Below are 7,916 nucleotides of genomic sequence, written 5' to 3' on the forward strand. Positions count from 1 at the left end.
ATAGCCTATGAAAAAAGTAGAAGAAAAGAAAAGGGGAGATGCGTTTTGCCAACGAATCTCAACTGCCGTTTGGAAAGAGGTTCCAGATTCAGATAACCCGTTTCAGATCGCTGAGGCGCGCTGTCACGGATATGAACACTTAGCTCTCGTAAACAATGGTAGTTTCTCTGATGTTTTGTTCCTGCTTATGAAGGGGGAGCTTCCAAATCCAGAGCAAAGTCTTTTGTTTGATAAACTACTAATTAGCATTATTCACCCAGGACCAAGGCATAACGCTAGTCGCGCTGCAATGAACGCGGCGGTTACAAAAACAAATGTGAGCCATGTTATCCCTCTAGCATTGAATGTATTTAGTGGAGAGTTCCTAGGAAGCCATGAAGTCTTCAATTGTATGAAGTATCTGGAACGAAATATAAAGCTAATTCCTTCCGACGTTGCTGCGGATGCATTTAAAAGACTTTTGGACGTTGAGGGTGATAAAAATCCTGCACCTGGGTTTGGCACTGTTTATGGCGACAAAGACCCCTATAGTCAGAAGCTTGCCGATAATATTTCCAGTACCTGTGAAACGGGTAAATATTTTTCGTGGGCCTGTTTATTCGCTAATGCTCTATCCGAGGAGAATTGCGGCTGGAGGATGACTGGCCTTTTTGCCGCGGGTATGAAGGATTTAGGATTCACGCCTTATGAAGGGGAAATGATCTTTCAGATAGGCAGTGCTCCTGGTATCGCGGCACAGGCTGCTGAAAAATTTGGACGCCCTATAACAGATATGCCTTTTATCCCGGAGGAAAATTATGTCATCGAATGATGTACTTGATGTTGATAATTTGTGGGACAGGAATCGTAATCGTATATCCAGCAATAAAGGTGGTTGGAGAATAGGAGAAGCGGTTTACAATCAGGGATACTCGCAGTTAGAGGATTTGGTGGGGCATACGTCTTATTTTCAGGTAATGTTGCTAAACGTTACAGGCCGCCTACCAGATATAAGGCTGGCGAAATGGCTAGAAAATACTTTCAGTTGTGCCAGCTGGCCGGACTCTCGTATCTGGTGTAACCAAATGGGTGCACTAGCGGGTAGTTCAAAGTCGACGGCTGTTGCTGGAACAGTTGCAGGAGTTCTCGCTTCTGACTCGGTTATCTATGGTCCAGGAGTAATGGATCATTGCATGGAATTCATTGGTAACGCCCTTAAAGAATACAAGAATGGGAAAACCGTCCAGCAAATTGTTGATGAACAGTTTGGCCGTAAGAGCAGCGTTCCAGGTTATGCCAGACCAATTGCAAAAGGTGATGAACGTGTGGTTGCAATGCAGCGCGTCAGTTCTGATCTTGAGTTTGTAGTTGGAGAGCATGAAGCGTTAGCAATGAAGATCAATGAATACCTTAGTGAAAACCATGATGAATGTATCAATGTCGGTGGGTATATGGTGGCATTTCTAAGTGATCATGGTTTTAGTGCAACTGAGGTCAAACGGATGACTACGCTTATTGTTGTTGCAGGTGTTCAGGCTTGTCACGCTGAAACATATGACAAACCTGCAGGAACATACTTACCGATGAGGTGTGATGATATTAACTATGTCGGCGTTGAGGATCGAGACCTGCCGTAGTGGCCCGACATAGAGTCGGTTGTGATAAGCTATTTACTGGTGGATAGCCCTTTGATTCTTTCCCCCATAGGCGGTATTTCTTCAGGATCAATTCGAAGATCGATGATAGTGGGGGCGTTTTTACTAAAAAGCCTGTCAAAATCGAGCTCATCGAGCTGTCTCGGGGTTTCAATTGCCAAGCCTTCAATACCCAGAGCGTTAGCGAGCGCTGCATAGTTAATTGATGGCAGTGTAAAGCCTGTCTCCTCCGCTCTTCCGAGACGTTGTCCGTGTTTCACCATTCCTAAGGCAGTATCGTTAAGGATCATCATCACAAGTGGTACTTTTTGCTGGATGGCGACGGTAATTTCTTGCCCTGCCATCAGGTAACTACCATCTCCTGTGATACACAGATGAGGGGATGCAGGGTTGCTTACACAGGAGCCTACTGATGCTCCGATTGCCCAAGTCATAGAGCCATAAGCCATAGCGATGCGAAACAATCCTTGGGTGTTTGCGCGCTGCATATAATGGATCGACCAAGCCCAGGCGTTTCCCGCATCTATAAATATACGTGTATCTTCAGGAAGGTTTCGCCCTAAAGAGTGGAACGCTCGTTGCGGTTTCAATGGCACCGCGTTGCTGTTTGCGGCGGACTGCAACGGGGCACTCAATAGGGGCTGATCTACAACGGTAGCGGTTAAATCCTGCCAACGTTTACCTTGGGCTCGCAAGATGGCGGCTGATGTCGTGAGCTGACCAATAATGTCGCTCAATACGCCGCAGATATGCAGGTGAGCGTTTGGTGTACGTGAAAACGCAGTTATGGAGTCGTCGATATGGATCAGTTTCGGGCTGAGGAGGTCAGGGCACCAGCTGCTGGTACCGAGCTCGCCTATTTGGGTTCCTAGTGCCAACACCATGTCATACTTTTGATCCATGACCAGTGAGCGCGCTTTTTGGTGGCCGGATAAGCCAAATACGCCACAGTAACGCGGATGGGTTTCGTCGACCCAGCGTTTTCCGGTCGGATCTGAAACGATTGCTGCATTGATTTGCTCGGCAAACTGAATTAACTGATTTTCTTCCAGCTTGCAGTTTTCCCCGACGAATAAAAGAATACGTTCCGCAGTACCGATTTCCGATTTGAGTTGCTCAAGTGCTGAGGGGGTGGATACCCCCACTGTTTGTTCAAAGAGGCTGCTATTTACATCGGGAATAACGGGCAGCGGGGTGTTTACGATGTCCGCTGGAAGGCTCAAGTGCACAGGGCCTTTCGGTGGTGTGTTAGCGGTCATAAACGCGTTAATCAACTTATTTTCAAGTTGATCTGTATGTGAAACTAACGTGCTGTATTTTGTACAGTGTTTGAACATACCTACGACATCGATCGCGGAACAAGAGCTATCCTGCAACGCTTTTTTCCCAAACTTAGCCATTGGTGTTTGGGCGGTAATGACCAGCATGGGTAAGTTCTCTTCCCACGCATTTGCAACGCCGGTGATTAGGTTTGTTGCCCCAGGCCCGGTGGTTGAACAACAAACGCCAAAACGACCCGTTTCGCGGATATGACCGTCAACCATAAAGGCGGCACCCGTTTCATGGCGTGACACAACCATTTTTAGGTGGATATCTCGGCGCTCTGCACGGGCGACGGCATCAAAAAACGGTTCGATAGACCCACCAGGAACCCCAAAAACATGTGAGACGCCCATGCCTTTCAGGTAATCAACAATAAGATCACCATAGGTAAAAGGCGCGGTCAGGTTTTTAGGAACATCTGTGTCCGTTTCACTGCCATGTGTATGGGTGGGTTGGGTGTCCATTGTGTTGAATTCCATTTATTAAGAATAAAACCAAACAGAACAGCCACAAACAGCACAACCAATGAACCAATCCCAGGTCATTAGTGCTGATCGCAACAGGGTTCTGAGGATTAAGCGCTGCTATTCATCTGATCCGTCCTGGGTTTGCATGGCTACTTCCTGTAGTGAATGAGAAACGTCGGGTGCGACTTTTTGTCCAAAGAGCTCAGAAAGCGGTTTCGGTTTCCCGAGGTAATAGCCCTGAGCATACTCGACTTGTATTTCGCGTAACAGATCGAGGGTATCCTTATCTTCCACAAATTCGGCGACCGTTTTCTTGCCCAGTGCAAAGGCAACTTCCCGAATGGATTTTACCAATGCTCGGTCGATACTGCTGTTGGTGAGTTCTTTCACAAAAGAACCGTCAATCTTGACTGTCTCTGCGGGTAAGTTTTTCAAGTATGAGAAGGTGCTGAAGCCGGTACCAAAGTCATCAATGGAAAAGGCGCAGCCCATCTCTGACAGTTGTTCCACCATATGCTGTGTTGCACTCAGATTGGAGAGGCTGGCACTTTCGGTTAGCTCAAAGATGACTCTATGGGCCTCAACTCCGTACTGTGTCAGCTTCTCTTGCACCAGCGGCACTAAACGTTCATTACGAAATGCTTGTGCTGACAGGTTGATCGCGACTTTTTGCAACTCAGGATAGCTAGAGAGCGAACGGATCGCTTTGCTGATCACGTGTTGATCGAGTAAGGAGATATCTTCAAAGCGCTCCAACGCAGGGATAAAGTCACCCGGATAGATGACCTTATTGTCGACCACCAGGCGCACCAGTGCTTCGTAATAGGCGATCTGATTCGTTGGAATATGGTAAATCGGCTGGAAGTGCAGGATCAGATTATCCTGAGTGATCGCCTGCTGTACGGCATGCAACCACTGCATACTGGATTTGACATCGTCACTCTCTTTGTCCTGCTCGGTATAACTGTGTACATAATTGCGGCCGTTGCGTTTAGCGACGTAGAGCGCGATATCGGCTTGTTGAAGGTAGAGCTGTGCGTTGTCTGTTGAACCGTCGATCAGACACATACCAATACTGCAGCTGATTTTGTAGATCTGGTCGCCGAAGGTGTATTGATCCATGGCGACCAGTTCACATAAGCTTTCAGCGATGTAGCGGGCTTGATCCAGATCGGTATCCATCAAAATGACGGTAAATTCATCGCCACCAATACGGCAGAGACGATCAGTATCACGCAGACGGTGTCGCAACTTTCCGGCTACGTCTTCTAATACGTAGTCACCCTGGTTGTGGCCCTGAGTGTCGTTGATCGCTTTAAAGTGATCCAGATCGATATAGAGCAGTGTGTGCACCGAGCCGGTACTTCGGGCCATGGCAGCAGTACGGGCGAGCTCTGTATCAAAGAAGTGTCTGTTATACAGGCCTGTTAGCGAGTCGTGCATCGCCAGATGTTCCAGCCGTTGTTCAGCAAGTTTGCGGGCGGAGATGTCATCGATCGACACGGAAATCGCGATCATATCGTTATCACGAATAATACGATTCAGGCGTGCTTCGACCCAAGCTCCCTGGCTGAACTGGCTGCTGAGTTTAAACTCCAACCGCGTACGGATACATTTGCGCTGGATAATCTCGTTGGTCGCATGCTCGACCTCATTCGAAAACGTGTGGCCTTCACGGCAGGCAAAACCAGAGAGCTTCTGTCCCAGCGTCTCTTGTTCGGTCAGGCCGGTCATCTGTTTCCAGGCTTGGTTTAAGAATACGATCTGACCGTTGGAATCGAGTTCCAACACCGCGGTAGTCAGGTTGTTTAGAATGCGTTTGTGTTCGCGAGCCTGATTATCGAGTGCATTTTCGTTTTGGCGCAGAGATTCGATGGTTTGGGCGAACTGCTCGTTACTGACCAGAAAGTCCTCGCGGCGGGATGCAATCTCGCACACTTTACGTAACTGGGCATTGCGGAAGGGCTTGCTGATAAAGTCCGAAGCGCCTTTGAGCATCAATTCTTCGGCAAGATCCATCGTGCCATGTGCCGTCATGATTACGATCGTCTGATCGGGTTTCTCATCGAGGATTTTTTCCATCACCTCTGGACCCGACATGCCCGGTAGCATCACATCCAGCAGGATGATTGGATGTCTTTTCTGTCGCCAGAGTTCTAATCCGCTAGGACCGTCTTCTGCTATATCGACTTCAAAGCGGCCACGCAAAATACGTTGTATCAGTGTTGACGTGTCTTCTGAATCCTCAATGGCCAGAATATTTGCATGACGATACTGATGAGATTCAGTGAGCGATACGTTTAACAGCTCTTTGAGTTGTTCGTGCTGGGTATAAGGTATCAGGTGATCGATGTCGAATTCACGCGCGGTGGTTTCGGCAATCCGTTTACACCAAGTGGAGGCGACGATGATAAAAGGAGTAAGTTCGCTGCAACTGAACACGCCGGAACGGACCATGCGTGCAAGACGCCAGCCATCCAGTCCGTCGATATAGATATCGCTGACAACACAGCGGATATCCTGTGTCTTTAACAGCCCAGCGGCCATTGCACCGCTATCTGCCTCAATAACACTGTATTGAGTGTTTGCGGCGATAAAGCGCGCTAGATGTGAACGTTGCTCTTCGTTGCCATTCACCAGCAACAGATATGGTGAGCCAGTCATCCTGTGACATCCTAAAAAAACTAAAGACAGACACCCGTCTTGGTCAGACAACCGAGAGTCATGTTTTCACCCTGTAGTGTATGAGCATACCACTAAAAACGTGAAGATTTTTGCCTTCGAATTCAAGCTATTTAGGTACAACTTTGCTAAAGGAACATAACCAAGCCCAGATTAACAAAAAAAATCAAAAATGGTAATCACTGCGTTTGAAACCGTTGTTTGAATCTTGTGCTGTTGTATAGCAAGTTCCCTCTGACCAGAGAGTTAGTGCGAGGAAATATAGGCAGGATTTGTTCGTTTTGCGAATAACTGCTAAAAAAACCGGTGCGCGCAGCGCGTGCACCGGCAAAAAGGTAACGTGATGATGTGAACCTAGGCTTTACCGACCGGAAGCACGTAGGTTCTGTACCGTAAAGGTACGCTGTGGGCTTAGCTTAGGATCAAGTTGGCCCTTGAACTGGCCGGTCGTACAGTGTGTTGCCTGCATATCAACCATAGAGAACGCATCATCAATCGATACGCCGCTGCCTTTGTTTGCTGGCAGGTGGTGATCTGGATGCGACTGTCCAATGGTGAATACTTTCCACAAATCGCCTTTGCGGTCATAAGCATTGGTACGCGGTACTGCGTAAGTTTGTGCATCGATGAAGTGAACGCGCTTGCTCAGCGGATGGTTAGTATCGACCGGGATAGATTCCACCTCATACACTTTACGTAGCTGCCAGCTGACATTCGGGAAACAGCCGCCTTTACCCGTGAAACTCACCACCTGATAACCTTCGTCATCCTTATGGGTCTCAGCGTCCAGTGGCTGATCATTGTGGTTGTAGTAAGGCATCAGCAAGTGGCGGGTACCTTTATACGACCAGTTCATGTCGCTGATACGGCCGTTGTAGCCCTCGAAATCCTCGATCATCAGATCGGAACCCAGGAATGCATCGGTGACCTGACCCGTGGACAGACGGCGTACACGGCGCTGGAAGCCCAGATACAGGTACGCATTGTCGCGTTTGAGATCATCCTCGTAGCGGTGGATCAGCAGCTGCGTGTTTTTCACATCAAACGGCTCTAATACACGTACGTAGATGCCCCGGAACAAGTTCGATGGGTTCTGGGCAACATCCGGCTGCGGATCGTGGCGCACACGGTGCTTATAGTTCAGGAAGTGGAAGTTGAACTTGATGTTTCGCTCGATTTTACCGGAATTCATATCGCGGAATTTCCAGTAGAACGGATACACCGCCCCAGTATCACCCCAGTTGTAACCGTACTTGTAGTTCCACGCCAGCTTTTCACCGGCACGGGGGTCATCCATTTTTGGATCTTCCGGGAACGGACGACCCGCCACAAAACCGTTGATCTGACCGGGTTCATCGCCCAGTGTGGTGGTGTTCAGGTTTTTGCGTGAAGCTTCGACATAGTTTTCGTGCAGATCAAACGAGGTGGTTTCACCGATACGTATCTCGTAATCCCCGTTTTTAATGAACTGATACATCGCTGGGTCAAGTGCGTCTTTAACTGTATCAACGTTGGCGCTATTAATCGTCATGCCAGCGGTCAGGCCAGCCACCTCAGGTGCGCCATTTTTATAGGGGTAGAAGGAGTTTTCGACATCCTCCAGAGTGGCCGCCATTACAGGGCCAGAGAGTGCAACTGCGACAGCTGCGCTGAGCATTTTCTTAAACATTTTATTATCCTTTTCTTTCTTATTCTGAGCTGCTTAAAAGCGATACTGAATAGACAATTGGTATTCATCTTCTTCATTAGCCATACCCAGGATGCCGGTTTTAAAGCGTCCGGTTGGCTCAAATCCACCCAGACCAGCTGA

5 protein-coding genes are annotated in these 7,916 nt (G+C 48.3%); 2 read left to right on the forward strand and 3 right to left on the reverse strand.

Annotation, left to right across the window (positions count from 1 at the left end; all coding sequences use genetic code 11):
- The first annotated feature begins 7 nt into the window (after positions 1-7).
- Positions 8-811, forward strand: a complete 804-nt coding sequence (locus IOQ59_RS17585; protein WP_193954763.1) for a citrate synthase family protein — start codon at positions 8-10, stop codon at positions 809-811.
- On the forward strand, positions 798-1,616 hold the full coding sequence (locus IOQ59_RS17590; protein WP_193954764.1) for a citrate synthase family protein: 819 nt from the start codon (positions 798-800) through the stop codon (positions 1,614-1,616). The genes IOQ59_RS17585 and IOQ59_RS17590 overlap by 14 nt, the downstream gene beginning before the upstream one ends.
- A 29-nt stretch (positions 1,617-1,645) precedes the next feature.
- Here the strand turns inward: IOQ59_RS17590 and IOQ59_RS17595 are convergent, their stop codons facing one another.
- From IOQ59_RS17595 to IOQ59_RS17605, 3 genes are all read right to left on the reverse strand, one after another.
- Complete coding sequence (locus IOQ59_RS17595; RefSeq protein WP_193954765.1) at positions 1,646-3,421, reverse strand: thiamine pyrophosphate-binding protein; 1,776 nt, start codon at positions 3,419-3,421, stop codon at positions 1,646-1,648.
- A 120-nt stretch (positions 3,422-3,541) separates the two neighbouring features.
- Entirely contained in the window at positions 3,542-6,088 is a 2,547-nt protein-coding gene (locus IOQ59_RS17600; protein ID WP_193954766.1) for an EAL domain-containing protein, read from the reverse strand.
- A 379-nt stretch (positions 6,089-6,467) separates the two neighbouring features.
- Complete coding sequence (locus IOQ59_RS17605; RefSeq protein WP_193954767.1) at positions 6,468-7,775, reverse strand: DUF1329 domain-containing protein; 1,308 nt, start codon at positions 7,773-7,775, stop codon at positions 6,468-6,470.
- Positions 7,776-7,916 lie beyond the last annotated feature (141 nt).

The organism is Pontibacterium sinense, from assembly GCF_015209595.1.
Classification (GTDB): Bacteria; Pseudomonadota; Gammaproteobacteria; order Pseudomonadales; family Balneatricaceae; genus Pontibacterium; species Pontibacterium sinense.